The organism is Paraburkholderia tropica, from assembly GCF_014171495.1.
Classification (GTDB): Bacteria; Pseudomonadota; Gammaproteobacteria; order Burkholderiales; family Burkholderiaceae; genus Paraburkholderia; species Paraburkholderia tropica.
The window spans coordinates 3003615-3028530 of sequence record NZ_CP049134.1; the positions used below are offsets into that span (position 1 = coordinate 3003615).

Sequence of the window (24916 nt, forward strand, 5' to 3'; positions counted from 1 at the left end):
GTTCTGAGGCGGTTCTGAGGCGGTAAAAAACAAAGGGCGCTCCGTGTAAAACGGAGCGCCCTTTTCACATCATCATGAGGCGGTCAAGACGAAGACCGCCGCGACCTTACTTCGCCACTTTGGCGTTCGCCGAAGCGACAGCCGTCATGTTGATGATGCGTCGCACCGTCGCCGCCGGCGTGAGGATGTGCACCGGCTTCGACGCGCCCAGCAGGAACGGGCCGACCGTCACGCCTTCGCCGCCGATCATCTTCAGCAGGTTGTACGTGATGTTCGCCGCTTCCACGTTCGGCATGATCAGCAGGTTCGCTTCGCCCGCGAGCGTGGTGCCCGGGAACGACTGCTTGCGGATCATTTCCGAAAGCGCGGCGTCGCCGTGCATTTCACCGTCCACTTCGAGCTGCGGCGCGCGTTCCGAAATCAGCTGACGCGCGGCCTGCATGCGCGCCGACGTCGACGAACGCACGCTGCCGAAATTCGACGACGACAGCAGCGCGACCTTCGGCGTGATGCCGAACTTCTCGATTTCGCGCGCGGCGAGAATCGTCATGTCGGCGAGCTGCTCGGCGCTCGGCACTTCGTTCACGTAGGTGTCGCTGATGAACAGGTTGCGGCCAGGCAGCATCAGCAGGTTCATCGCCGCGTAGTTCTCGGCTTCCTGCGCCTTGCCGAACACCTGCTCGACGAACTTCAGGTGATAGTCGAAGCTGTTGAGCAGGCCGCAGATCATGCCGTCGGCGTCGCCCAGATGCACGAGGATCGCGCCGATCAGCGTGTTGAACTTGCGCATCGACGCCTTCGCCACGTCGGGCGTGACGCCCTGGCGCGCGCCCAGTTCGTGATACGCCTGCCAGCTCTTCTGGAAGCGCGGATCGTCTTCCGGATCGACGATCTCGAAGTCGGTGCCCGCGCGCAGCTTCGAGCCCATCTTCTTCAGGCGCATTTCCACGACAGCCGGGCGGCCGACGATGATCGGCCTGGCGATCTTCTCGGTCAGCACGAATTGCGCGGCGCGCAGCACGCGCTCGTCTTCACCTTCGGCGAACACGATGCGCGCGTTGCTGGCCTTCGCGGCCGCGAACACCGGACGCATCACCATGCCCGTGCGGTACACGGTTGCGCCCAGTTCTTCGCGGTACGCGTCCATGTCCTTGATCGGACGCGTGGCCACGCCCGAATCCATCGCGGCCTGCGCGACGGCCGGCGCGATCTTGATGATCAGGCGCGGATCGAACGGCTTCGGAATCAGATATTCCGGGCCGAATTCGAGCGTGTGGCCTTCATAGGCCTTCGCCACTTCGTCGCCCTGATCGGTTTCTTCCGCGAGTTCGGCGATCGCGCGCACGCACGCGAGCTTCATCTCTTCCGTGATGGTCGTCGCGCCGACGTCAAGCGCGCCGCGGAAGATGAACGGGAAGCACAGCACGTTGTTGACCTGGTTCGGATAGTCCGAACGGCCCGTGGCGATGATCGCGTCCGGGCGCACGCGCCTGGCCTCTTCCGGGCGGATTTCCGGCTCCGGATTGGCGAGCGCGAGGATCAGCGGCGTGGTGCCCATTTCCACGACCATTTCGGCCTTGAGCACGCCGGCGCTCGAGCAGCCGAGGAACACGTCCGCGCCCTTGATGGCGTCGGCGAGCGTGCGCGCGTCGGTGTTCGCCGCGTAGCGCGCCTTCGACGGATCGAGATTGCCGCGGCCTTCGTAGATCACGCCCTTCGAGTCGGTGACGAGGATGTTTTCCTTCTTCGCACCGAGCTTGACCAGCAGATCCAGACAGGCGATGGCCGCCGCGCCCGCACCCGAGCACACCAGCTTGATGCTGCCCAGATCCTTGCCCACGACCTTCAGGCCGTTGAGGATGGCCGCCGAAGCGATGATCGCCGTGCCGTGCTGGTCGTCGTGGAAGACGGGAATCTTCATGCGCTCGCGCAGCTTCTGCTCGATGTAGAAGCACTCGGGCGCCTTGATGTCTTCGAGGTTGATGCCGCCGAGCGTCGGCTCGAGCATCGCGATCGCTTCGACGAGCTTGTCCGGGTCGCTTTCGTCGAGTTCGATGTCGAATACGTCGATGCCCGCGAACTTCTTGAACAGGCAACCCTTGCCTTCCATCACCGGCTTGGCCGCGAGCGGGCCGATGTTGCCGAGGCCGAGCACGGCGGTGCCGTTGGTCACGACGCCGACGAGGTTGCCGCGCGAGGTGTACTTCTGCGCGTCGAGCGGATCGGCGTGGATCGCTTCGCACGCAGCCGCCACGCCCGGCGAATACGCGAGCGAAAGGTCGAGCTGGTTCGACAGCGGCTTGGTCGGCGTAACGGAAATCTTGCCGGGCTTCGGATTCTGGTGATAAGCGAGCGCGCTTTGCTTCAGTTGTTCATCCATTTTCAGGCCTGCCAGGACGTGAGAGACGAAAGGAGTTTTATGGTCGTATGCCGCCGGTCCGCGCGTAGGGATACGTCGGCGTCGAAAGCAGCATCGGCTGACGAAACCACCTGTGAAACAGGCACGCGAGAAATAGCGGGCGATTAGTGTACACCCCGCATCGTTTCAGGCGACTTGGGTCAAAGACTGATACCGGGAATTTGCATAACGCCTGTTAAGCGGCATTTTTGTGGCGGCGGCGCGGCGCGCGCGCGGCGATTGCAGTGCAGCAATCGGCGAATCAAAGACCGATCGGCGGCGAACGGCGACGTTGGCGAACGCGGGGCGCAAAAAGCGTGCGATTGGCGCAGGCCCGCCCCACGCGCAGGCGCCGCGTGTGGCGCAATTGTTGCGGCCACGCGGACGTTTTATTTCGCGACGCGCGGCGCAGCGCGCCTGTTCCGTGCAAACGCGTGCGGCGTTGCGCCGCAGTTTTTGCGCGCCGCGCTTGATGCACGCGCGCTCGATCTGCGCTGTGTTCGCGCGTTCGGTCAGCGTTTGGCGCCCGCGCTCAGTCGAGCGCCGCGCCTCGCCGTTCAGGAATCAGAAAGAGCGTGGCGAGGATGTCGAGCACGTAGATCGACGCGAGCATGGCGAGTGCCGTCGAGAACGAATAGCGCGCGGCCACGGCGCCCACCGCGAGCGGCCCGAAGCCGCCCACCGCGCGGCCGATGTTGAACAGCACGTTCTGCGCGGTGGCACGTGCGGCGGTCGGATACAGCTCGGAGATCAGTGCGCCGTAGCCGCCGATCATGCCGTTCACGAACACGCCCATTGCCGCGCCGCCGATCAGGAGCGCGAACGGCGTGGAAAGCTGCGCGTAGACGAACACCATCGCGACCGCGCCCGCCTGGTAGAACAGGAACGCCGGACGGCGGCCGAAGCGGTCGGCGGCCACGCCGAACAGCCAGATGCCGAGCGCCATGCCCGCGACGGTCGCCGCGGTCCAGAGCCCCGATTTCGTCAGCGAATAGCCGAATGACTTCGCGAGATACGCGGGCAGCCAGATCATCAGCCCGTAGTAGCCGAAGTTCTGCACCGAGCAGAGCACCGCCACGCCGAGACTCGCGCGCGCCGTGCGGGCGTCGGCGACCAGCAGGCACAGCGCACGCGGCTTGTGCTGCGGCGCGGCCTGCGCCACGCGCTCGCGGTGCGCGACGAACAGTTCCGGTTCCTCGACGCGTCGGCGCACGAAGAACGACGCCACCGCCGGCAGCAGCCCGACCGCGAACATGCCGCGCCAGCCGATCACGGGCAGCAGCCACGGCGTGAGCAGCGCCGCGGCCAGCACGCCGGCCTGCCAGCCGAGCCCGACATACGACGACGCCCGCGCACGCAGCCGCGCCGGCCACGCTTCGGCAACCAGCGCCATGCCGATGCCGAATTCGCCGCCGAGGCCGATGCCCGCGATGGTCCGGTAGACCAGCAGATCGGCGTAACCGCGCGAGAGCGCGCACAGGCCGGTGAAGACGGCGAACAGCAGGATCGTCCAGGTCAGCACGCGCACGCGGCCGAAGCGGTCGGACAGCAGCCCGAACACGATGCCGCCGACCACCGCGCCCACCAGCGTCCACGTGACGAGCGAGCCCGCCTGGGCGCCCGTCAGATGCAGGTCGGCGCTGATGGCGGGCAGCATGAAGCCGAGCATCAGCAGGTCGAAGCCGTCCATCGCGTAGCCCGCCACCGAGGCGATCAGCGCCCGCACGGCGTGGCCGCGCGGGGCTGTGTTCGCCGGGTCGCCCGACGGGTCGGGCGCGTTCACATGCGTGCTCGCGGCGGGCGCAAAGGCGACGTCGGCGGGGGTGGCGTCCGAGTCTTGGGGGGCTTGGGGGTTTGGGGAGACGGAAGCAGAACGTGGATCGGGCTGTGACCCGGAAGGCGAAGCAGGCGACATGGCGGACGAAATCCTGTGCTGGACGGGCGCGGGCGCGCGCGACGCGGCCCCGGCGAAAACCGGCGTGAGTTTACTGGCGTGGGTGCGCGGTCACAACTGCGATCAAAAGCCAGCGCGGTTTGCGCATCCGCACCGACGCGCACCCCGATCGCGCCCCACAAACCGATCGATCACTGTCAGACGCTGTCAGATCGACTCGGTCATACCGACTCGTCGGCGCCCGTCAAGTCGGGTAAAATACCGGCCTACGCGCGCAAGAGAAGCCGTCCGGAGCGAGCGGGCCGTCTGAAGCCAAACCTCAGACGATCGACGCCCTCCAGACCGCGCACCGCAGGTTCCGTGCACACGAACCCGCCGTGCCAGCGCCACCGGGCCGAGCGCCCACCCTCCTCCGCACTCTCACATCCAAGGATTCGCCCATGACAGGCAACGATCGCCAGACGATCTCGGACGCAACCGCGAAAATGCTGCTCGAAGTGAAGGCCGTTCACTTCAACGCGGAAAAGCCCTTCATCTTCACTTCCGGCTGGGCGAGCCCGGTCTACATCGACTGCCGCAAGCTGATCTCGTACCCGCGCGTGCGCCGCGGCCTGATGGAAATGGCCGAAGCGACGATCCTGCGCGACGTCGGCTACGAGCAGATCGACGCCGTCGCCGGTGGCGAAACCGCGGGCATCCCGTTCGCGGCCTGGCTGTCGGACCGCCTGATGGTGCCGATGCAGTACGTGCGCAAGAAGCCGAAGGGTTTCGGCCGTAACGCGCAGATCGAAGGTCTGCTGACCGAAGGCCAGCGCGTGCTGCTGGTCGAAGACCTGACCACGGACAGCCGCAGCAAGATCAACTTCATCAACGCGCTGCGTACCGCGGGCGCGCAAGTGAACCACTGCTTCGTGCTGTTCCACTACAACATCTTCAAGGAAAGCGTCTCGGTCCTGAAGGACATCGACGTCGATCTGCACGCACTTGCCACGTGGTGGGACGTGCTGCGCGTCGCCAAGGAATCGGGCTACTTCGAAACGAAGACGCTCGACGAAGTCGAGAAGTTCCTGCACGCACCGGCCGAATGGTCGGCGGCGCACGGCGGCGCGACGTCGGCACCGCAGTAAATCGCTGCAATAAATCGCTGGATCAGCGCTGATCGCTTCGCGCGATCAGACTAAAAAGGCCATCCGCTTCACGGCGGATGGCCTTTTTCATGTGCGTCCGATGAGCGGATAACGCGCTCAGGTCGCCCCGCCGCCCGGCACGCTCTCGTCCGGCACGTGCGCCGACAGATTGAGCAGCCCGTTGCTCTGTGCGTACTGAAAGAGTTCGGAGTCGCGGTCGAGTCCGAGCTTGCGCATGGCCGTGTTCTTCTGCGTGCTGATGGTCTTGATGCTGCGATTGAGCTTTTCCGAGATTTCCTTGATCGTCATGCCCGACACGAACAGCCGCACCACCTCGAGCTCGCGCTTGGAGAGGATCACCTCCTCGCTCTTGCCGCCGCTGTTCATCCGCAGCGAATCGAGCGCGATCTTCACTTGCGGGCTCATATATTCGAGATTGCGGTGAACGTGCTGCACGGCGAGGCCGATATGACTGAGGTCGTCGGACTTGTGCACGACGGCGATCACGCCGAGTTCGCCCAGACGCTTGAGCAGCGCGGCGTTCTCGAGCATGGTCAGGACGACGATGGGAATCTGGGGATAGTTGCGGCGCAGATAGCCGATGAGCGGCAGGCCGTCACCGTACTGGCCGCCTGGCATCGCGAGATCGGTCACGAGAACGTCGCAGGGCGTGGTCTGCAGCGCCTTGACCAGTTCGGTGGACTGACGGGCGCGCGCGACGACCTGAATACCGGGAAACTTGAGCAGCGCATGCTCTGCGCCGAACAAGATCACCGGATGATCGTCCGCGACTACAACCCTGATTGGCTGCTGCTGCATCACCCCTCCTGTAGGCAGTCCTGCTTTGTGCTTGACTTCTGATTGCCTGCGCGCCTACGGAACTCCCCGTTCCCGACACTCTCCGACATCCATATCGACTCTTTCCTACAGCCTTGCATTGCGTTGCAGGCCACGCAGAAAAGCTCGCGACTATAGCCGATTTCCTCCTGCGCGAAGTGCTCGCGCAAGCGAAAGACATCGCAGGAATACCGTTATATTGAACGAAATTCGATCTGGCGCACAATTCAAATGCGCACTGTCGGAAATATCTGAGATGCACGCGTTCAACATACAGGAGAACCGGCTCATGCGTAATCGGCGTGTGACTGCTGCGCCCGCATTGACTGCAATCGCGCGCGCTTCCGTGATGGCCGTCAAGGCTGCGCGCGTGGGCGTCGCGCTGCTCTTGATCTGCGCGGGCGCTCGCGTGCAGGCCGCCGAGCACTTCGCCGTGAGCAGTGCGAACTGGCACGACGGCGCTCAGGTGGCCAGCGCGCAAATCTTCAACGAAAGCGGCTGCGAAGGCCGCAACCATTCGCCGCAACTGAGCTGGCGCAATGCGCCTGCCGGCACGCGCAGCTTCGCGGTCACCGTGTTCGATCCCGATGCGCCCGGGCGCGGCTGGTGGCACTGGGCCGTCGCCAACATACCCGCTCGCGTCGCCTCGCTACCCGAGGACGCGAGCGCGTCGGGTGCGCTGAAGAAACTCGGCGCGATCGAGGCGCGCAACGATTTCGGCGGCGACGGCTACGGCGGCCCCTGCCCGCCGCCTGGCAAACCGCATCGCTATGTCGTGACCGTCTACGCACTGCGCGTCGACAGACTCGCGCTCGCCCCGGGCCGCCCCGGCACGATGTTCGAGCACGAGATCGAAGGCGCGGCGCTCGGCAGCGCAACGATCACCGTCACGTACGGCCGCTGAGGACAGCGAACCTTTGCAAACGTTCGTTGCGCGACGCCGCGCATAACGCGCATAACCCGCATTTCGCACGTTTCAGACACGCCGGTCATGACGCGACGCATGACACGCCGATTACGTCGCACGCCGAAAAACTCTCCTACCGCCCGCTACGCGCCGCGGCGCGCGACAGCGCCGCGGAACTGGTTACCATGATGCGACGCCGCACGCGCGTGCGGCCCGTCCTGATCTGCCGTTCTCCGTCGTTCAACTTCACTGGAGCCAGTCATGTCCCGGATCGTCATTGCGTATCACAGCGGCTACGGCCACACGAAGAAACTCGCCGAAGCCGTGCACGCGGGCGTGCAAGGCGCGGGCGCGCACGCGACGCTCATTGCCGTCGCCGACATCGACGATGCGGGCTGGGCCGAGCTCGACGCCGCCGACGCCATCATCTTCGGCGCGCCGACCTACATGGGCGGACCGTCCGCCGACTTCAAGAAGTTCGCCGACGCCAGCTCGAAAGCCTGGTTCACGCAGAAGTGGAAGGACAAGGTCGCGGCGGGTTTCACCAACTCGGCGACGATGAACGGCGACAAGTTCTCGACCATTCAGTACTTCGTAACGCTGTCGATGCAGCACGGCATGATCTGGACCGGCACCGGCATGCTGCCCGCCAACACGAAAGCGGCCACGCGCGACGATCTGAATTTCGTCGGCGGCTTCACGGGCCTGCTCGCGCAATCGCCCGCCGACGCCTCGCCCAACGAAGCGCCGCCTTCGGGCGATCTCGAAACCGCGAAAGCCTTCGGCACGCGCGTCGCCGCGGTAACGGAGCGCTGGCTCGCGGGGCGCGCGGCGTCAGCCTGAAGTCCCCTCCGCGCCCGATCCCGTCGCGATTGGCGGCGGTTCGGCATGCGAACGTCTGACAGACGTTCGCGCCCCCTGACCGCGAATTGCCCTACTCGCTAAGCCAGATCCTCGGGTAAAGCCTGATTTTTTTCGGCCCCGCGTCACACGTGCGGCGGCATACGGTCTTAAAATACCGTTCCCGCGCCCCATCGGTGAGCGCGCAGCGACTCGCGCTGCGCGGCAGGCGGCGCCCGCAATCCCCGCGTTTCAGAGAGAGCGAGATGAGCACGAAAGTTTTTGTCGACGGACAGGAAGGCACGACCGGCCTGAAGATTTTCGAATACCTGTCGCAGCGCGCCGACGTCGAGATCCTGCGGATCGACGAGGCCAAGCGGAAGGACGTCGAGGAACGCCGTCGTCTCATCAACGCATCGGATGTGACCTTCCTGTGCCTGCCGGACGTAGCCTCGCGCGAATCGGCTTCGCTGGTCGAGAACGACCGCACGGTGCTGATCGACGCGAGCACGGCCTTCCGCACCCACGCCGACTGGGCTTACGGCCTGCCTGAACTGACCCGCGCGCAGCGCGAGAAAGTGCGCGCGTCGAAGCGCATCGCGGTCCCCGGCTGCCACGCTTCGGCATTCGTGCTGGCGATGCGCCCGCTCGTCGAGGCCGGTCTGGTCGCGCCCGGTTTCGCGGCGCACAGCTACTCGCTGACCGGCTACAGCGGCGGCGGCAAGAAGATGATTGCGGAGTACGAAGCAGGCGGCAATCCGAAGCTGATGAGCCCGCGCCCGTACGCGCTCGGCCTTACGCACAAGCATCTGCCGGAAATGGCGTTCCACGGCGGCCTCGAGCAGCCGCCCGTGTTCACGCCGATCGTCGGCCCGTTCTACAAGGGCCTCGCGGTCACGACCTATTTTTCGCCGAAGCAGCTCACGCGCCGCGCCGCGCCGCAAGACGTGCTCGCGCTGTACAGCGAGTACTACGCGGGCGAGCGCTTCGTGCGCGTGATGCCGTTCAACGCCGATGAGAATCTCGACAGCGGCATGTTCGACGTGCAGGCGAACAACGACAGCAATCGCGTCGACCTGTTCGTGTTCGGCAACGACGAGCAGTTCGTCACGGTCGCGCGCCTCGACAATCTGGGCAAGGGCGCCTCGGGCGCGGCGATCCAGTGTATGAACCTCGCGATCGGCGCGGCCGAAGACAGCGGCCTGAACGCATAAGGCCCCGGCAGCGCGGTTTTCGCGTCGCCAACAAAAAACCGGCTTCTCGGAGCCGGTTTTTTTACGTCCGCGCTTGGTCGACGCTTGAGTCCGCGAGTCGTGCGCAAGGCCGTATGCAAAGTGCACAGGCGAAAAAAAGCCCGCCATGTTTGGCGGGCTGAATCCATATCAGAGGAGACATGGAGGAGACAAAGCGAAGTATATCGAACTACTTGGTGCGACGCAACATGTAAAGTAGTGTGGACCCTGAACGTTGCAATTTAGCAACAGAATACGCGTCCTGAATTACCCGCAGATGATCTGGATATCGGGGCAAATCGATGGATGAGTGCGTGCGCCAACGCCGGCTTATCCGCCGATCATCGAGAGGATGAAAGTGAGCTGATCGAGCCCGACCGGACGCACGAGGTGGACATCGAAACCGGCCGCGAGCGCCTCGTCGCGATGCTGAGACTCGCCCCAGCCGCTCAGCGCGATCAGCAGCGGCAAGCGCGCTGGCGCCGCTTGTGCGCCGGGCGCGCCAGGCATGGCGGGCGCGACGCGAGTGACGCACGCCTCGCGCAGCCGCTGCACCAGCACGGCGAAATCGTCGCCATCGGCCAGCGACAGCGCGACGATCGCCACGTCGGGCGCGAAACGCGACGCTGCCTCGGCCGCGTCGTCGAGCGTGCGGGCCAGCGCGGTCGCGTACTGGAGGTCGGCCAGCAAGGTGCCGAGTCCTGCCAGCGACTTTTCGTCGTTATCGGCGATCAGAATGCGCGCTTCCATCCACCCTCTCCCGCGCCATTTCTCTCGCCTTCTCCCGGACCGCTCGTTTGCATCGACCTCGCCCCGATGGTGTGGTGAGCGCGGCGCGCAATCGCAAGTGCACGGAATGCACCGGATGCCGCCGCGTTCTGTCCCACATTCTGCATATGCGTCCGGATGGGCTTTGTGCGTCAGCGCGCGGTCGTCTGATGATTTTGACCTGCGCGGCGCGTCGTCGGCTCCCGTGCTTGCGCCCCGAATGGTGCTGCGTGGCGCTCAGTCGCCCCGCCCCGCGCGCCGCGCCGACACCTTGCCGAGCACGGCGAAATCGCGCTCGCCGTCGCCGTGCGCGATCGCTTCGAGCAGACTGTCGCGCACCACGCTCGCAACCGGCAGCGGCGTCGATACCGCGTCGGCGGCCGCGAGCGCGAGGCGCACATCCTTGAGCCCGAGGCGCGCCTTGAAGAGCGCGGGCTCGTAGCGGCCCTCGGCAATCATGCCGCCGTAGCCCGCGTAGACCGGTCCCGGAAACGGCCCGCTCGTGACGACGTCGAGAAAATCGCGCATCGCGACGCCGTGTCCGCCCAGCAGCGCCGCCGCCTCGCCGAGTGTTTCCACGGCCGCGGCCAGCATGAAGTTCGCCGCCAGTTTCATCACGTTCGCCTGCGGCGCCAGCGCGCCGATGCGCCACGTTTTCTGGCCGATGGCGGCGAACAGCGGCTGCGCGCGGTCGATGGCCTCGGCCGCGCCCGCCGCGATGATCGTGAGCTTCGCCGCCGCAGCCGCGTCGGGCCGCCCGAGCACCGGCGCCGCCACGTAGTACAGACCGCGCTCGGCGTGTTCGCGCGCGAGCGTTTCGGCGAGCGCGACCGAAATCGTCGCCATGTTCACGTGCACGAGGCCGCGCGCGGCGCCGGCAAGCAGCGCGGCGTCGATCACTTCGCGCGTGGCCGCGTCGTCGGCGAGCATCGAGAGCACGGCGTCGCCCGCGAAAGCCTCGGCCGGCGTGGCGACCACGCGCGCGCCCGCCGCGGCCAGCGCGTCGGCCTTCGCCGCCGTGCGGTTCCAGACCCGCACCGTGTGTCCCGCCTTCAGCAGGTTGGCGACCATTGCGCCGCCCATTTCGCCGAGGCCGATAAAGCCGATGTCCATCTCATGCTCCTTGTAGTGGGAACCGGCAGTAGAGCACAGCGCGACGGCATCTGCAGCGCGCCGGGAGCAGTGCCATACTGGCCGGCATGACCACCGCCGTCACCGCCACCTTCCGCTTTTACGAGGAGCTGAACGACTTCCTCGCGAAACCGCTGCGCCGGCGCGACTTCCGCTGCGCGTGCGCGCGCGACGCCACGGCCAAGCACATGATCGAAGCGCTAGGCGTGCCGCATACGGAAGTCGAACTGATCCTCGTGAACGGCGAATCGGTGGGTTTCGAGCATCCGCTCGCGGACGGCGACCGCGTGGCCGTCTATCCGAAATTCGAGGCGCTCGACATCCGGCCGCTGCTGCGGGTGCGGGCGGAACCGCTGCGCGAGCCGCGCTTCATCGCCGATGCGCATCTGGGCGGCCTCGCGCAACTGCTGCGGCTCGCGGGCTTCGACACGCTCTACGACAACCATTTCGCCGACAACGCCATCGAACAACTGGCCGGCGCCGAGCATCGCATCGTCCTCACGCGCGACCGCGAACTGCTCAAGCGGCGCGGCATCACGCACGGCTGCTACGTGCGCGCGCTCAAGCCGCGTGCGCAACTCGACGAGATCGTCGAGCGCCTCGATCTGGCCGCGAGCGCGCGGCCGTTTCGCCTGTGCCTGATGTGCAACGCGCCGCTGCGGCGCATCGCGCGCGACGAAGTGAGTGCGCGCGTGCCGCCGGGCGTGTTCGAGCGCCACACGCGTTTCGTGACCTGCGACGTCTGCGAGCGCGTATTCTGGGAAGGTTCGCACTGGCGCCGCATGCGCACGCTGATCGACGATGTGACGGGCCGGCCGCCCGCGAAACCGGCCGCGCCACCGCCCTCGCCCACGGACGCCGCCGCCACGCAAGCGCCGCTCACCGATGCCGACGGCGACATCGCCTCGCCTGGCTGAGTTGGCGCCCCGCCCGATCACCGCGATGGACGCGCGCCCGGGTTTGCGTACAATGCGCGCCACCGCCCAACTCCGGAGCCGCACACATGGCCATGAAGAAGTTCGACCTTGAGAAAAACAAGGCGCTGAAATTGATGCAAAGCACCCACAAGGCCAGCCCCGACCGCTTCGGCAAGGGCTCGTCCGACGCCCCGCTCGATCGCCGCGAGCAGCGCAAGCTCGATCAGGCTGCGGGCCTCGTGCCGTTCGCCTGCAAGCTGAACGCCGATCTCGTCGCGAAGCTCAAAACGCGCGCCGAGACGCATCCCGAAGGCATGACCGGTCTGCTGACCGAACTGCTCGAAGCCGCGCTCGCGAAGTAAGCACCGCCAGGCGCAAAAAAGGGACAAAAAAAGCCAGAGCATTGCTCTGGCTTTTTTCTTTGCAGCAAGGACTGCGTCACGCGGACGAGCCGCGCAGCCGCTTAGTTCTGCGTGCCCTTGTCGCTCGTGCCGGCAGCCGAAGCCGCTTCCTCGACCTTGGCGCGCTTGCCGTGGTGCTTGAGCTTCTTGTGCTGCTTCTTGGCCTTGGCCGGTGCGCTGGCTGCCGGAGCGGCCGCGGCGGGCGCCGAAGCTTCCTGGGCGATTGCCTGAACCGAAATCAGTGCGACGGATGCTGCGATAAGCGAGGCGAGAATCTTTTTCATCTGATGTTCCCCAAACCTGACAAATATGACCGGCACGTTGTAAATGGGTACGGCATGAAGGCGATTCGCTCCGCTGGCCGATCTGGGCGGGCGTTTCGCGCGAAGCAGTATTACGCAGCGTAGGCGGTTTGTCATCCGCAAACGGGGCGGTGTATTTTCGGGGAGACAACTCGCTTTCAATTCGGATACGATCGGGATTTCGCACGTCCGTTTCATTGTGCTTTCCCGGGTTTTCCTGGCCGCGCCTACCTGCGCGCGTGCTGTCGCCTGGGCATGCCTCGCCGTGCCTCGCATCGCCCGAACCGAGATTTCCGCTTGAACTCCGCCTCCCGCCAACACCTGCGCGCCAATCTGCTGATGCTGGCCGCCGCCATGATCTGGGGCTCCGCCTTCGTCGCCCAGCGACTGAGCCTCGACGCCATCGGTCCGTTTCTTTTCACCGGCATCCGCTTTTTGCTCGGTGCGCTGGTCGTCTCCGTGTTTGTGTTCGCGCTGCGGCGCGGGCGGCGTTCCGGCAGCGATCACAACGATCAGCGCGGCGATGCCAGCGCCGCGGCTTTCATCGCTCGACGCCCGCTCTTCGACGCCGCCTTGCTGCGCGACGGCGCGATCCTCGGCCTCGTGCTCGCCGTGGCGATCTCCCTGCAGCAGATCGGCCTGCGCTACACGAAGATCGCCAACGCGGGTTTCATCAGCTCGCTTTACGTCGTGATCGTGCCGATGCTCGGCGTCCTGCTGCGCCATCACACCGGTCCGGGCACGTGGATCGGTGCGGCGCTCGCCGCCGTCGGGCTCTATCTGCTCAGCATCAACGAGCATTTCTCGATCATGTATGGGGACTGGTATCAGCTCGGCTGCGCGCTCGTGATCAGCATTCAGGTGATGCTCGTGAGCCATTACGCGCCGCGTCACGATCCGCTCGCGCTCTCGATTGCCCAGTTCGTGGCGTGCGGGCTCGTGTGCCTCGCGATCGGTCTCGCCGTCGAACCGCTGCGCCTCGCCGATCTCCTGCGCGCCGCGCCCGCGATTCTGTATGGCGGCGCGCTGTCCGTGGGCGTGGGCTACACCATCCAGGTGGTCGCGCAACGCGACGCCACGCCCGCGCACGCAGCCGTGATCTTCAGCATGGAAGGCGTGTTCGCCGCGCTCGCCGGCTGGGCCGCGCTCGGAGAAACGCTCAGCACGCGCGCGCTCATGGGCTGCGCGCTGATGCTCGCCGGTCTGCTCGCCTGCCAGTTATTACCTGCTGCGCGTAAAAACACTTTATCGGCTGCGGCAATAAAAGACGCGAATAGGCCAGTCGATAATCCCATCGATATTCCCGCTCATACACGGGACACGCGCCACGCAGAATCGGCCTGAATACGCGGCACGCATTACGCCGCGTTAGCGACACGCTTTCAAGCGCCTTGCCCGCTTGCCAGCGTATTTTAGTAACAACTCGTAAAATTATTTAAGCGTAATTTTAACTACGGGTTGATTGCAATGCGTTGGGCTGTTCTCTTTCTGTTTCTGCTGTGCGCCATCTATACGCACTGGCGCGGCAAGGCGCGCCACGGCAGTTTCTTTCGCCAGCTCGGCGACCATTCCACGTTCATGGCGCCGCTCAATGGTTTCGCGTACTTTTTCTCGAAAGTGCCGAATACGCCTTATATCGAGCCGACGCATTTTCCCGAACTTGCGTTGCTCAAATCGGAATGGCGGACGTTTCGCGCCGAAGCGCTCGCGCTTCAGGAAGCAAGCCGCATTTCCGCTTCGGACAAATACAACGACATTGGCTTTAATTCGTTTTTCCGCACCGGCTGGAAACGCTTTTATCTGAAGTGGTATGACCGGCCGCATCCGTCGGCGGCGCAATTATGTCCGCGCACGATCGAGATCCTGCAGCGGATTCCGTCCGTGAGGGCCGCGATGTTCGCGATGCTGCCCGCCAATGGCTCGCTCAATCCGCATCGCGATCCGTTTGCCGGGTCGCTGCGTTATCACCTCGGTCTGATCACGCCGAACGACGACCGTTGCGCGATCGTCGTCGACGGCATGCCTTATTCCTGGCGCGACGGCCAGGACGTGGTGTTCGACGAGACCTATCTGCATCACGCGCACAACACGACGCAGCACGACCGCATCATTCTGTTCTGCGATATCGAGCGGCCGATGAAGTATCGCTGGGCGCAATCGTTGATGAGCACCGTGGGCGGCGTTCTGATGCGCGCCGCCGCTTCGCCGAATGAAACCGGCGATCGCACCGGCGGACTCAATCGCGCATTCCGCTACGTGTATTCGGTGCGGCTTGCGGGCAAGCGCCTCAAGGCATGGAATCGCACCGTGTATTACGTGGTGAAGTGGGCGCTCTTTGGCGGCATCGCGCTGGCGATTTTCTGGCACTGAACGCACGCGCTCGAACACATGGCGCTGCCTGCGGGCAGCGCTTTTTTTATCCACGCGATTCACGCGGGGTTTCACATGGCTATCCACAACGCGTTCACGCCGGCGCAGAGTTATCCACGCCAGGCTCTGGACAAACTGGGGACGACCTGGCGAATCGTCTGTGGATCGATTCTTGATAACTTCGCTTGAGCGATCCAGGCTGAAAAAGTTATCCGCACGGTTCGGCAGGCGTCCATCGATTGTCCGCATAGCTGTCCGTCTTGCATCGGATTGAACGCAAAAAGAAATACCGCGTTATCCACAGGAAATGCCAGGGCTTGTTAACTGTTACTACGTATACATATATTTATTGATATCCCTAAGAGGATAAAGCGCCGCCAGGCCGCGAATCGCGCGACGCACGCTTGCCGCTTCAACGCGCAAGGTTCAGCGAATCGACAAAACGCGGGAGCCCGAGCAACGCGCGTCGCGCAATCGAGCGCTTGACCTCCGCACCGCGTCCCGCGAACAACACCGTCTCGCTCGCGCTCGACACACCGTCGCGATGCCTGCACGCCCACGCCAAACCGTGCGCCGCCGCCGCGCGCCCGTCCTGATCCGCGCTGAGCCAGCCCACGCTCGCGAACGCGACGCTCGCAACGCCCTCCACACCGCCCGCCCGCGCACCGAGCAGCGCTTCGGCCAACGCACGCGCGAGCGCCGCGTTCTGCGCCGTATCGCCCGGTTGCGCTTCTGCCTGGCTTACCGAGACCGCTGCGATGCCCGGCAACCGCGCCAGCGCGGCACGCGTGTGCGCGACGAGCGTGACGTCGAGACACGTCTCGGCGCCGGGCTGATCGGCAAGCATCGTCGCGATATGACCGGCCGTGCAGGTTTCGAGACTCGCGAGCACGAGTCCGCGCGACTTCAGATAGCCGACGATCTGCTTCGAAATGTTCATGATCCGATTCCGCAATAAAAAAGGCGTGCGGCCAGAAAGCCCGCACGCCCGATGGCGTATGACACGCGACGCAACGTGCGTGCGTCAGCCGCCGTTCATCATGCGCGCGACGGTGTCGTCGAGATTGCGCAGGCCCACGGTCGCAGGCTCGCTTTCGACGACGCCGAAAAACTCCGTGCGCCGCGGCGAAGGATCGACGAGAAAATTGCGCGCGTGCTGACCGTAGCGCGCAGGCGGCAGCAGACGCTCGGGCGGAATCACCTCGAACGCGGTGCCGATGGCGATGAACAGATCGTCGTCGTTCATCGACTGCTGGATGCGCCACAGCGTTTCGTACTCGGGCGCGGCTTCGTTGAAGAACACCACGCCGGGCTTCACGCCTTCGACTTCGCCGCACGACGGGCACGCCGCGCCCGCGTCGAGGCTCGCGCCGCGCGCCGGGAAGCGATAGTCGCAGTCGGTGCAGAGCAGCGAGATCATGTCGCCGTGCAGATGCGTGACGTGGCGTGCGCCCGCCTGCTCGAGCAGCCCGTCGATGTTCTGCGTGACGAGATGGACGCGCTCGGTGCCCCACGTCTGCTGCCACTGCGCGAGCAGCGTGTGCGCCTCGTTGGGACGCGCGTCCGCGCATTCGGCGATGCGCTGGTTGTAGAAGCGGAACACCGCCGCGCGATTGCGCCGCCACGTGAGGTAGTTGCAGACTTCGTCGATGCTGTGGCGCGTCCAGATGCCGTCGCCGGTGCGGAAGGTGGAGATGCCGCTTTCCGCCGACAGTCCCGCGCCGGAAAACACGAACAGGCGCGGCAGGGATGATTGCAATTCGGGCACGTACGCCTCCTTGACTCGATGGCCGCCATTATGGCGCACGCTTTACAGACAGTTACAGCAGAGACCGCCGCGTTTCACCCTTGAATGATTTCACTTTCTAGTATCGCGCCATCACGGACGCATTGCGCGTCCGATTCCTACTAGACGATGGACAAATACACCATGAAACGCGCACTGATTCTGACCGCATTGGGGTTGAGCCTCGCCGCCGCATCGGGCGCGGCGGCGGCGCATACCGATTTCAACGTGATGCTGGGCGTGCCGGTCGCGCCGGTCTACGTCGCGCCGCCGCCTCCGCCGCCGGTGGTCTACCAGGAAGCGCCCGTTGCGTACGCGGCGCCCGCGTATGGCTATGGTTATCGCGACGACGGTTGGGATCACGACGACGATCGCCGCTGGCACGATCACGGCCGTCATCGCGGCTGGGACAAGCACCACCGCGACGACGACGAGTAATGCGCGATTGACAGGCGATGGCTACGCCGCGGCTTATTGCGCGGCGCTTTGTGACGCCGCCCGGAGCGCGCCGGGCGACGAGAAATCGAGTTTCGGCGCGCTGGAAATCGCGGCCTCGTTCGCCACGCCGAAGTTCGGCCGCGGCTGATAGCCGAGCGTGCGCGCCACGATCACGCCGGGAAACTGGCGAATCTGCACGTTGTACTGCTGCACCGCGTGGATATAGCGTCCGCGCGCCACGGTAATGCGGTTCTCCGTGCCTTCCAGCTGCACCTGCAGATCCTGGAACAGCTTGTCCGCCTTGAGTTGCGGATAGTTCTCCGACACGACCATCAAGCGGCTCAGCGCATTGGTCAGGTCGCCCTGACGCGCATCGAACGCCGCGAGCGCATTCGGGTCCTTCGCCATCTCCGGCGTCATTTGCACGCTGCCGACGCTCGCGCGCGCCTGCGCGACCTGCGTCAGCACAGCCTGTTCGTGTGCGGCGTAGCCCTTCACGGCGGCGGCGAGGTTCGGCACCAGATCGGCGCGGCGCTGATACTGGTTCAAGACTTCCGACCAGGCCGCGTTGACGTCTTCGTCCGACGACTGGATCGCGTTATAGCCGCAGCCCGCGAGCGGTGCGAGGATCATACAAGCCAGCAGAATGCGCAGCCACTTCATGAGTTCGATTCCTGTCGAGAGCCCGTTGCGGGCGAGTTGAGAAAAATTCGCTTGTGCGTGTGCGTGTGCGTGTGCGTGTGAGCGCGCGTTTCACCAGTTGCCCGATGCGCCGCCGCCGCCGCTCGAACCGCCGCCACCGCCCCAGCCGGAATCGTCGTCCGAGGAGCGGGAGCTTCTGCTGAACCACGAGCCCGACGATGACGACGACGAGTTCGACGACAGATCGATGCCCATGATCTTCGCGACGATCCAGCCGATCACGACAAACCCCGCCAGCACGACGAACGCCGCGATGCCGAGCGCATCGGCGAATCCGACACCGGTGGCGCACACGAAGCCCGTCACCAGCGCGTAGATGCCCCCGCCGATCGCCGTCCATTTGCGCACGCCTGCCCAGCTGTACAGTGCCATACCGAGCGCACACGGCAGGAAGCCGACGAATGCGCCGCCAATCAGCACCGTGACGAGATCGTCGGGGCCGGGCGGCAGCCAGACGATCAGCAGCAGTATCGTGGCGACCACTCCGGTGACGAGCGGCCAGACTGGGAAGCCGAGGTCGAACTCGCGCCGCGGTCGGCGTGGCGGCTTGCTGTTGCCTGTCTCGTTAGCTATGTTGTTAGTTGCGTTTTTATCGGATTGATCGTTGCCCGCGCGCTCGGATGCCGTTGCATCGGCTTCGGCCTTCGCCCGCGCTCGCCGGTTGGTGTCGATGCGACTGCCGATCACGCCCAGCAGCAGATTCACGAAAGCCAGTCCGAGCCAGAGAAGCGGCCCGTCATAGCGGGTAGGCGGAGCGAGCATGGGCGGCGTGCGCATCGATGCGGCGGAGGCGGAATCGGCGGTATTGGCGGTATTGGCGGTATTGGCGGTATTGGCGGTATTGGCGGTATTGGCGGTATTGGCGGTATTGGCGGTATTGGCGTCCGGACTCGCCGCGCTTTCATCCGCCGTCGCATCGGGCGTGGACGCGCCTGTCTGTTCGGGGTCCGTCAAGCGTTGCGTCAGCGAATTGACGGCCGCGCTGATGCCCGCTTCGATGTTGTTCTCGCGGAACGCCGGCACGATGCGTTCGCGAATGATGCGCCCCGCGATCACGTCGGGGATCGTGCCTTCGAGCCCGTAGCCCACCTCGATGCGCACATGGTGATCGTGCAGCGCGGCCACGAGCAGGATGCCGTTGTCGGTCTTCTTCTGGCCGAGCTTCCATTGCTCGAAGATTTGCGTCGCGTACTGTTCGATGCTCACGTCGCCGGTGCTGGGCACGAGGAGCACGGCGAGCTGGTCGCCGGTCTGCTGTTCGAGCGCGGCGAGGCGGCGCGTCAGATCGGCTTTGCAAACGCTTGAGAGCGCGCCAGTGAGGTCGGTGACGCGTCCCTTGGGGTGCGGGAGCGAATCGGCGCTGAGGACCGTAGCGGCGAGCGGCGCCGTGTCGGCTTGCGTGCAGGCGTCAGCGTTTGCCTCGCTGTTCGCGACGACGCTTGCGGCGTCGCCGGATGCCGCACCGTTGTCGACGGCACTGCCCGCTCCATTGACGCCATCATTGCCGCCCGCATGCGCCGCCACGCAGATCAGCAGCGCCGCCAGCCATCCCAGTCGAATCATTCCGCCTCGTCCTCGCAATCGCGCGCTTCCCTATCTGTCAGAGGAAAGCGATTTGGCGCCAGTCTGCACCAAACCGGGCCCGCTGCAAACGATCTATGCCGATTGCATCAACGAGGCCTTTTCGCGCTGCACGAAGCGAAAAACCAATAAAAAAGCGCCGGATTTTCATCCGGCGCTTCTCAGACAGCAGAGCGCGGCCGCAGCCGCTCCCGCGTTACTCCACCGTCACCGACTTCGCGAGATTGCGCGGCTTGTCCACGTCGGTGCCGCGCGCACAGGCCGTGTGATACGCGAGCAATTGCAGCGGCACCACGTGCAGGATCGGCGAAAGCAGACCGTAGTGCTCCGGCATGCGGATCACGTGGATGCCCTCTTCGCTCGTGATGTGCGTGTCGGCGTCGGCGAACACGTAAAGCTGGCCGCCGCGCGCGCGCACTTCCTGCATGTTCGACTTGAGCTTTTCCAGCAGCGCGTCGTTCGGCGCGACCGTGACCACCGGCATCGCTTCCGTCACGAGCGCGAGCGGGCCGTGCTTGAGCTCGCCCGCCGGATACGCTTCCGCGTGGATGTACGAGATTTCCTTGAGCTTGAGCGCGCCTTCGAGCGCGATCGGGTAATGCAGCCCACGGCCGAGGAACAGCGCGTTTTCCTTGCGCGCGAACTCCTCCGACCACGCGATGATCTGCGGCTCCAGCGCGAGCACGCCATTGAGCGCGGCAGGCAGATGGCGCAGCAGCTTCAGATACGCGGCTTCCTGCTCCGCGCTCACGTGGCCGCGCAGCTTGCCGAGCGTGACCGCGAGGATGAACAGGCCGACCAGCTGCGTGGTGAACGCCTTGGTCGACGCCACGCCGATCTCGCGGCCCGCGTGCGTGAGGAACTTGAGTTCGGTGAGGCGCACCATCGCGCTCGTCGCCACGTTGCAGACGGCCAGCGTGTGCTCCATGCCGAGCGATTGCGCGTGCTTGAGCGCCGCGAGCGTGTCGGCGGTTTCGCCCGACTGCGAAATGGTGACGACCAGCGCGCGCGGATTCGGCACCGACTCGCGGTAGCGGTACTCGCTGGCGATTTCGACATCGGTGCGGATCTTCGCGACCGATTCGAGCCAGTACTTCGCCGTGAGGCCCGCGTAGTAGCTCGTGCCGCACGCGAGAATCAGGATGCTGTCGATGCCCTTGAACACCTCGGCGGCGTTCTCGCCGAACAGGTCGGCGTCGAAGGCGTCGGCGGCCGGGATCGTGTCGGAAATCGCGCGCGGCTGCTCGAAGATTTCCTTCTGCATGTAATGGCGATACGGCCCGAGTTCGACCTCGCCGCCATAGCCGCCGTAAGCCTGCACGTCGCGCGTTTCGCGCGTGACGATGTTGCCCTGACGATCGGCGATACGCACGCCTTCGAGCGTGATTTCGCAGACGTCGCCTTCTTCGAGGTAGCTCACGCGCTCGGCGCTGCCTGCGATGGCGAGCGCGTCGGAAGCGATGAAGTTTTCGCCCTTGTTGCCGTAGCCGACCACGAGCGGCGAACCCGCGCGCGCGCCCACGACCGTATGCGGCTGATCCTTGTGCACGACGCCGATCGCATACGCGCCCGCGAGCTGCTGCACGGCTTCGCGCACGGCGGCGAACAGATCGCCTTGATAGAGGCTGTGAATCAGGTGCGCGATGACTTCGGTATCGGTCTGCGAGACGAACTCGTAGCCCTTGGCCTTCAGCATCTCGCGCAGCGCTTCGTAGTTTTCGATGATGCCGTTGTGCACGATCGCCAGCGCGTTGCGCGAGAAGATCGGATGCGCGTTGTTGACGGTCGGCGCGCCGTGCGTGGCCCAGCGCGTGTGCGCGATGCCGGTGACGCCTTCGAAGTGCGCCTCGCGCACCTGTTCGTCGAGCTCGGCCACGCGCGCGACGCTGCGCACGCGCTGCGGGCCTTCGGCCGTCACGATGGCGACGCCGCACGAGTCGTAGCCGCGATATTCGAGCCGCCGCAGTCCTTCGATGAGAACGGGGACGATGTTACGTTGCGCTACTGCGCCGACGATGCCGCACATGGAATTCGATCCTTTGCAATGAGAGGCGGGGCGCTGCGCGCGCGTTCGCTGCGCGGCGCCCGAAGTGTCCTGCCGTTCAGCTTTTTTTCTTCACCGGACGAACGTAGCCGGTTTTCGCGATCTGGGTTTTCTCGTTGAGCGCCAGCGTGTCCGCCGGCACGTCCTTCCAGACCGTGGTGCCCGCCGCGATGGTCACGCCGCGGCCCACGCGCACGGGCGCGACGAGCTGCGTATCCGAGCCCACGAAGACGTGATCTTCGATGACGGTGCGATGCTTGTTCGCGCCGTCGTAGTTGCAGGTGATGGTGCCCGCGCCGATGTTCACGCCCGCGCCCACGTCGGCGTCGCCCACGTAGCTCAGGTGATTCGCCTTCGAGCCGAGCCCGATGTTCGCGTTCTTCACTTCGACGAAGTTGCCCACGTGCACTTCGTCGGCGAGCTTCGCGCCCGGACGCAGACGCGCGTAAGGACCGAGCACGGCCTTCGCGCCCACGCTGGCGCTTTCGATATGCGTGTAGGCGTCCACGCGCGTGCCCGCGCCGATTTCGGCGTCGCGGATCACGCAGTTCGGACCGATGTGCACGTTGTCGCCGATGGTGACCGTGCCTTCGAACACGCAGTTCACGTCGATGAACACGTCGCGGCCGCACGAGATCGAGCCGCGCAGATCGAAGCGCGCCGGATCGGCGAGCGTGACGCCGCCCGCGAGCAGCGTGTCGGCGGCATTGCGCTGATAGACGCGTTCGAGCACGGCCAGTTGCTGCTTGCTGTTCACGCCGAGCGTTTCCCATTCGGCGTCGGGCTGCGCGGTCACGACCGCGTGACCCGCGGCGATCGCGGATTCCACCACGTCGGTCAGGTAATACTCGCCCTGGGCGTTGTCGTTCTTGAGCGCGTCGAGCCAGCCCGCGAGCGGCGCCGTGGGCGTGACGACGATGCCCGTGTTGATCTCGTCGATCAGGCGTTCGTCGTCGTCGGCATCTTTCTGCTCGACGATGCGCACGACCTCGCCGGTCGCGCCGCGCACGATGCGGCCATAGCCGGTCGGGTCGTCGAGCGTGACGGTGAGAATGCCGTAAGCGTTTTCGCCCGCGGCGTCGGTCAGGCGCCTGAGCGTGGACGCGCGCGTGAGCGGCACGTCGCCGTAGAGCACGAGCGTCGGCACGGACGGATCGAGCAGCGGCAGCGCCTGCGCGAGCGCGTGGCCGGTGCCGAGCTGCTGTTCCTGTAGCGCGAACTGCACGTCGGGGGCGCCGACCGCGGCACGCACGGCGTCGCCGCCATGGCCGATCACCACGACGAGGCGCGTGGGCGACAGCGTGCGGGCGGTATCGATGACGTGCGAGAGAAGCGGCTTGCCAGCCAGCGGATGCAGCACTTTGGGCAGCGCGGAGTGCATGCGTTTGCCCATGCCTGCCGCGAGGATCACGATGTTCATTGCATCGGTGACTTGAGAGGGAAAGAAGCGATCGATTCTAGCATGGGGGGTATCCCCAAGACGCCTTGCGGGCAAGCCTTTGCCGCCGATTCCCCGTGTTTCGCACACACTTTTACAAGCGTGTTGCGCGCAGGCCGCATCGCATGAAAAAACGGCCCGCGTGAGAGCACGCCGGGCCGTTCGGGGTCGGAAGCGGATTGCGCAAGCCGCAGGTGCCGCGTTGTGTTGCGTTCTATCGCTTGGCACTGCGCCGTGCTGCGATCAGAGATCGTCGAACGGCGTGAACTTGAGCGTCGCGCCGTCGGTCGACGCGGGCGTGTCGGTCGAGCACGGTTCCTCGTCGAAGGCGATGTCGCCGTTCGGGTCTTCGACGCCCGTCGCGCGCAGATCCTTGAAGCCGAATAGCGAGGCGTCCATCAGATGCGAGGGCACGACGTTGCCGAGCGCGTTGAACATGTTCTCGATGCGGCCCGGGAAACGCTTGTCCCAGTCGCGGATCAGCGCCTTCATTTCCGCGCGCTTGAGGTTCGGCTGGCTGCCGCACAGATTGCACGGAATGATCGGAAATTCGCGCAGTTCCGCGTACTTTTCCAGATCGACTTCCTTCACGTAGGCGAGCGGGCGGATCACGATGTTCTTGCCGTCGTCCGACTGCAGCTTGGGCGGCATGCCCTTGAGCTTGCCGCCGTAGAACATGTTCAGCAGCAGCGTTTGCAGAATGTCGTCGCGATGGTGGCCGAGCGCGATCTTGGTCGCGCCCAGCTCGCCCGCCACGCGATACAGAATGCCGCGGCGCAGACGCGAGCACAGCGAACACGTGGTCTTGCCCTCGGGCACGAGGCGCTTGACGATGCTGTAGGTGTCCTGGTTCTCGATGTGATACGGCACGCCGATCTTGTCGAGATACGCGGGCAGGATGTGCTCCGGAAAGCCCGGCTGCTTCTGGTCGAGATTGACCGCGACGATCTCGAAGTCGATCGGCGCGCGCTCGCGCAGGCGCATCAGCACGTCGAGCATGGCGTAGCTGTCCTTGCCGCCGGACAGGCAGACCATCACCTTGTCGCCCTGCTCGATCATGTTGTAGTCGCCGATCGCCTGGCCGACCTGTCGCACGATGCGCTTGTAGAGCTTGTTGTTCTCGTAGGCTTCTTTCTGCTCGCGGCGCGTGAGCGCGCGGCGGCCGCCTTCCTCGCCGTTGTCGGCACCATCGGCACCGTCGGCGTTATCGGCTTGTTCCGGGCTTGCGATGTGCTCGGCGGCGAGCGTGGCTTCGGCGGCCTCGGCCGTGGCCAGCGTATCGGGGGCGTTCATGAATCAGTCCTCTTTGATGCGAAAGACTTCGACGCCCACCGCGTCGCAGTCCGGATAGACGTCGGGCTTTTCGGTCGAGACGCGCACGGCACGCACCTGCTCGTGCGCGAGCAGCGCGGCGGCGAGGTCGTCGACGAGCGTTTCCTGCAGATGGATATGCCCCTGGCCGATGCGGGCCGCGACCGTCGCGCGCATGTAGTCGTAATCGACGACTTCGCGCAGCTTGTCTTCGCGCGGCGTGGTCGATGCGAGCGGCACGTACAGATCGACGTTGATCACGACGCGCTGTTCGCCGCGTTTTTCGAAGTCATGCACGCCGATGTTGATGTTGACTTCGTAGTTGCGCAGAAAAAGCCGGCGGCAGTCGGCGAGCCGGGGATGCAGGAGTACGGCGGACATGTTCGTTCCAGTCGATAAAAGCGTGCGGTTCAGGCACCTGCGCAGGCGCGCTGCGCCATGCGGGTCATTCAGGGTCGCGCGGTCGTTCTGCCAGACTGCCAGGGCGCTCGG

General features: G+C 65.2%; 23 protein-coding genes. 9 read left to right on the forward strand and 14 right to left on the reverse strand.

The genetic code is table 11. The features are described 5' to 3' along the window. Window positions 1–106: 106 nt before the first annotated feature. On the reverse strand, window positions 107–2380 hold the full coding sequence (locus tag G5S35_RS13620; RefSeq protein ID WP_074982740.1) for an NADP-dependent malic enzyme: 2274 nt from the start codon (window positions 2378–2380) through the stop codon (window positions 107–109). Between the two features lie 550 nt (window positions 2381–2930). Continuing rightward, the gene (locus tag G5S35_RS13625; RefSeq protein WP_237181295.1) at window positions 2931–4181 is read right to left on the reverse strand and encodes an MFS transporter; all 1251 of its coding nucleotides are present in this window, start codon (window positions 4179–4181) and stop codon (window positions 2931–2933) included. Window positions 4182–4732: 551 nt separating this feature from the next. On the opposite strand from G5S35_RS13625, the gene G5S35_RS13630 reads away from it, so the two are divergent. Further along, window positions 4733–5419 (forward strand): orotate phosphoribosyltransferase, encoded by a 687-nt coding sequence (locus tag G5S35_RS13630; RefSeq protein WP_035534075.1) that lies wholly within the window; start codon window positions 4733–4735, stop codon window positions 5417–5419. 117 nt (window positions 5420–5536) lie between these two features. Here the strand turns inward: G5S35_RS13630 and G5S35_RS13635 are convergent, their stop codons facing one another. Beyond that, on the reverse strand, window positions 5537–6238 hold the full coding sequence (locus tag G5S35_RS13635) for a response regulator (RefSeq protein WP_065061105.1): 702 nt from the start codon (window positions 6236–6238) through the stop codon (window positions 5537–5539). Between the two features lie 307 nt (window positions 6239–6545). Here G5S35_RS13635 and G5S35_RS13640 point away from each other — a divergent pair, with 307 nt between their 5' ends. The 3 genes from G5S35_RS13640 (at window position 6546) to argC (ending at window position 9217) form a co-directional block, all read left to right on the forward strand. Then, on the forward strand, window positions 6546–7160 hold the full coding sequence (locus G5S35_RS13640; RefSeq protein ID WP_375790404.1) for a YbhB/YbcL family Raf kinase inhibitor-like protein: 615 nt from the start codon (window positions 6546–6548) through the stop codon (window positions 7158–7160). 264 nt (window positions 7161–7424) lie between these two features. Beyond that, window positions 7425–8006, forward strand: a complete 582-nt coding sequence (locus tag G5S35_RS13645) for a flavodoxin family protein (protein ID WP_183038381.1) — start codon at window positions 7425–7427, stop codon at window positions 8004–8006. A gap of 263 nt (window positions 8007–8269) precedes the next feature. Continuing rightward, window positions 8270–9217 (forward strand): N-acetyl-gamma-glutamyl-phosphate reductase, encoded by a 948-nt coding sequence (argC, locus tag G5S35_RS13650; RefSeq protein ID WP_065061108.1) that lies wholly within the window; start codon window positions 8270–8272, stop codon window positions 9215–9217. A gap of 348 nt (window positions 9218–9565) precedes the next feature. Here the strand turns inward: argC and G5S35_RS13655 are convergent, their stop codons facing one another. Continuing rightward, window positions 9566–9985, reverse strand: coding sequence for a response regulator (locus G5S35_RS13655; protein ID WP_065061109.1), 420 nt, complete (start codon window positions 9983–9985; stop codon window positions 9566–9568). A 255-nt stretch (window positions 9986–10240) separates the two neighbouring features. Then, a complete protein-coding gene (locus G5S35_RS13660; RefSeq protein ID WP_183038382.1) occupies window positions 10241–11116 on the reverse strand; it encodes an NAD(P)-dependent oxidoreductase in 876 nt (291 codons plus the stop codon). 86 nt (window positions 11117–11202) lie between these two features. On the opposite strand from G5S35_RS13660, the gene G5S35_RS13665 reads away from it, so the two are divergent. Both G5S35_RS13665 and G5S35_RS13670 read left to right on the forward strand, forming a co-directional pair. After that, a complete protein-coding gene (locus G5S35_RS13665) occupies window positions 11203–12051 on the forward strand; it encodes a Mut7-C RNAse domain-containing protein (protein WP_183038383.1) in 849 nt (282 codons plus the stop codon). Window positions 12052–12137: 86 nt separating this feature from the next. Beyond that, entirely contained in the window at window positions 12138–12413 is a 276-nt protein-coding gene (locus G5S35_RS13670; RefSeq protein ID WP_065061112.1) for a hypothetical protein, read from the forward strand. Window positions 12414–12514: 101 nt separating this feature from the next. Here G5S35_RS13670 and G5S35_RS13675 read toward each other — a convergent pair whose 3' ends face one another. Beyond that, entirely contained in the window at window positions 12515–12736 is a 222-nt protein-coding gene (locus G5S35_RS13675) for a hypothetical protein (RefSeq protein ID WP_065061113.1), read from the reverse strand. 273 nt (window positions 12737–13009) lie between these two features. Here G5S35_RS13675 and G5S35_RS13680 point away from each other — a divergent pair, with 273 nt between their 5' ends. Together G5S35_RS13680 and G5S35_RS13685 are read left to right on the forward strand one after the other, a co-directional pair. Next, a complete protein-coding gene (locus G5S35_RS13680; RefSeq protein ID WP_420874516.1) occupies window positions 13010–14098 on the forward strand; it encodes a DMT family transporter in 1089 nt (362 codons plus the stop codon). Between the two features lie 123 nt (window positions 14099–14221). Further along, window positions 14222–15124 (forward strand): aspartyl/asparaginyl beta-hydroxylase domain-containing protein, encoded by a 903-nt coding sequence (locus G5S35_RS13685; protein WP_183038385.1) that lies wholly within the window; start codon window positions 14222–14224, stop codon window positions 15122–15124. A gap of 412 nt (window positions 15125–15536) precedes the next feature. Here the strand turns inward: G5S35_RS13685 and G5S35_RS13690 are convergent, their stop codons facing one another. Then, window positions 15537–16064, reverse strand: a complete 528-nt coding sequence (locus tag G5S35_RS13690; protein ID WP_183038386.1) for a CinA family protein — start codon at window positions 16062–16064, stop codon at window positions 15537–15539. A gap of 84 nt (window positions 16065–16148) precedes the next feature. Continuing rightward, window positions 16149–16892, reverse strand: coding sequence for an SIR2 family NAD-dependent protein deacylase (locus G5S35_RS13695; RefSeq protein ID WP_156773795.1), 744 nt, complete (start codon window positions 16890–16892; stop codon window positions 16149–16151). Between the two features lie 162 nt (window positions 16893–17054). Here G5S35_RS13695 and G5S35_RS13700 point away from each other — a divergent pair, with 162 nt between their 5' ends. Further along, entirely contained in the window at window positions 17055–17348 is a 294-nt protein-coding gene (locus tag G5S35_RS13700) for a hypothetical protein (RefSeq protein WP_065061126.1), read from the forward strand. Window positions 17349–17381: 33 nt separating this feature from the next. Here the strand turns inward: G5S35_RS13700 and G5S35_RS13705 are convergent, their stop codons facing one another. The 6 genes from G5S35_RS13705 to G5S35_RS13730 form a co-directional block, all read right to left on the reverse strand. Further along, a complete protein-coding gene (locus tag G5S35_RS13705) occupies window positions 17382–18011 on the reverse strand; it encodes a LemA family protein (RefSeq protein ID WP_183038387.1) in 630 nt (209 codons plus the stop codon). A gap of 90 nt (window positions 18012–18101) precedes the next feature. Continuing rightward, window positions 18102–19613, reverse strand: a complete 1512-nt coding sequence (locus tag G5S35_RS13710; RefSeq protein WP_183038388.1) for a TPM domain-containing protein — start codon at window positions 19611–19613, stop codon at window positions 18102–18104. Window positions 19614–19827: 214 nt separating this feature from the next. Continuing rightward, window positions 19828–21657 (reverse strand): glutamine--fructose-6-phosphate transaminase (isomerizing), encoded by a 1830-nt coding sequence (glmS, locus tag G5S35_RS13715; protein WP_183038389.1) that lies wholly within the window; start codon window positions 21655–21657, stop codon window positions 19828–19830. Window positions 21658–21733: 76 nt separating this feature from the next. Next, entirely contained in the window at window positions 21734–23095 is a 1362-nt protein-coding gene (gene glmU / locus G5S35_RS13720) for a bifunctional UDP-N-acetylglucosamine diphosphorylase/glucosamine-1-phosphate N-acetyltransferase GlmU (protein ID WP_065061119.1), read from the reverse strand. A gap of 261 nt (window positions 23096–23356) precedes the next feature. After that, window positions 23357–24406, reverse strand: a complete 1050-nt coding sequence (gene ttcA / locus G5S35_RS13725) for a tRNA 2-thiocytidine(32) synthetase TtcA (protein WP_176079587.1) — start codon at window positions 24404–24406, stop codon at window positions 23357–23359. A 3-nt stretch (window positions 24407–24409) separates the two neighbouring features. Continuing rightward, a complete protein-coding gene (locus G5S35_RS13730) occupies window positions 24410–24805 on the reverse strand; it encodes a dihydroneopterin aldolase (protein ID WP_065061120.1) in 396 nt (131 codons plus the stop codon). Between the last annotated feature and the right edge of the window lie 111 nt (window positions 24806–24916).